A 2,103-nucleotide genomic window follows, 5' to 3' on the forward strand; every position below is an offset into this window, starting at 1 on the left:
GGTGCAGCCCGTTGGTGGGTTCATCCAGCACATACAGCGTGGCGCCGCGGGCGGTGCGCTGCAGTTCGGTGGCCAGCTTGATCCGCTGCGCCTCGCCGCCGGACAGCTCTGTGGCCGGCTGGCCCAGGCGCAGGTAGCCCAGGCCGATGTCCTGCAGCACCTGCAGGCAGCGCCGGGCCGGGGGCTGTTCGGCAAACACTTCAAGCGCCTGGTCGACGGTCAATTGCAGTACCTGGGCGATGGTCATGCCTTGCCATGTCACGGCCAGCGTCTGGGGGTTGTAGCGTGCGCCGAGGCAGGTCGGGCAGGGCGCATAGACGCTGGGCATGAACAGCAGCTCGACACTGACGAAGCCTTCGCCCTCGCAGGTCGCGCAGCGGCCCTTGGCGACGTTGAACGAGAAGCGCCCGGCATCGTAGCCAAGGGCCTTGGCCTGCTCGGTAGCGGCGAACAGCTTGCGCACATGGTCGAACAGCCCGGTGTAGGTGGCCAGGTTGGAGCGTGGCGTGCGGCCGATGGGTTTCTGGTCGACCTGCACCAGCCGCTTGATGCACTCCAGCCCCGCGCTCACGCGCCCGCTGCTGGGCTGCTCGGGCGCGTCTTCAAGGCTCTGTTCCTCGGCATCGGCCGGCTGTGCGGCATGGCCCAGGTGTGCACTCACCAGCTCCAGCAAAGCCTGGCTGACCAGGCTCGACTTGCCCGAGCCAGAGACGCCAGTGACCGCGGTGAAGCAGCCCAGCGGAAACTGCGCACTGAGCTCACGCAGGTTGTTGCGGGTAATGCCTTCAAGCCGCAACCAGGCTTGCGCCGGGCGCGGCGTGCGGCTGGCCGGCTGCTGCCCGGCGAACAGGTAGGCGCCGGTGCGTGACGCCGCAACCTGTGCAAGGCCCGGTGGCGGGCCGCTGTAAAGCACCTGGCCGCCGTGTTCACCCGCCGCAGGGCCGACATCTATCAGCCAGTCGGCCCTGCGCATGGTGTCCAGGTCGTGCTCCACCACATACACCGAGTTGCCCGCCTGTTTTAGCCGCTGCAGCGCCTCGAACAGCGCCTCGCTGTCGGCCGGATGCAGCCCGGCCGACGGCTCGTCGAGCACATAGATGACGCCAAACAGCTGCGAGTTGAGCTGGGTGGCCAGGCGCAGGCGCTGCAGCTCGCCCGAAGAAAGCGTCGGTGTGCTGCGCTCCAGGGCCAGGTAGCCGAGCCCCAGGTCGATCAGCGGCGCGATGCGCTCCAGCAACTCGTGGGCGATGCGCTGTGCGGCCAGGCGTTTTTCCAGCGTCAGGGTGTCTTCATGCTGCTCCAGGTAACCGGGTGCCGCCACTGTGCGCAACACCTCGGCCAGTGCCTGCAGCGGCAGGCGCGACAGCTCGCCGATGTCGCGGCCGGCGAAGGTGACTGCCAGCGCTTCACGCTTCAGGCGTTTGCCCTGGCACAGCGGGCAAGGGCTGGGGCGCATGAACTGGGAGACGCGTTTGCGCATCTGCGCACTCTGCGAATGCATGAACGTGTGCATCACATAGCGCCGGGCACCGCTGAAGGTGCCCTGGTAGCTGGGTTCGAGCTTGCGCTTGAGCGCGGTGCGGGTCTGCGCCGGGGTGAGGCCGGCGTACACCGGTACGGTGGGTGTCTCGTCGGTGTAGAGGATCCAGTCGCGTTGCTCTTGGGGCAATTCACGCCAGGGGATGTCGACGTCGTAGCCCAGGGTCACGAGAATGTCGCGCAGGTTCTGCCCCTGCCAGGCCATTGGCCAGGCTGCCACCGCCCTTTCACGTATGGTTAGCGACGGGTCGGGGACCATGGTCGCCTCGGTCACCTCATAAACCCGGCCCAGGCCATGGCATTCGGGGCAGGCGCCCTGGGGCGTATTGGGCGAAAAGTCCTCGGCATACAGCATCGGCTGGCCCGCCGGGTAGCTGCCGGCGCGGGAGTAGAGCATGCGGATCGAACTGGCAAGGGTGGTGACGCTACCCACCGACGAGCGCGCACTAGGGGTACCGCGTTGCTGCTGAAGGGCCACGGCTGGCGGCAGGCCCTCTATGGCGTCGACATCCGGCACGCCGACCTGGTCGATCAGGCGCCGGGCATAGGGCGCGACCGATTCGA

The 2,103-nt window shown here is 67.8% G+C and carries 1 protein-coding gene; it reads right to left on the reverse strand.

Annotated elements, in window-relative coordinates; all coding sequences use genetic code 11:
- Positions 1-2,103, reverse strand: a 2,103-nt coding sequence (locus BLX42_RS08955; protein ID WP_161871611.1) for an excinuclease ABC subunit UvrA, incomplete at both ends; no start/stop codon positions are given.

Origin of the sequence: Pseudomonas sp. SG-MS2 (genome assembly GCF_009933855.1) — a bacterium.
Taxonomy (GTDB): Bacteria; Pseudomonadota; Gammaproteobacteria; order Pseudomonadales; family Pseudomonadaceae; genus Aquipseudomonas; species Aquipseudomonas putida_E.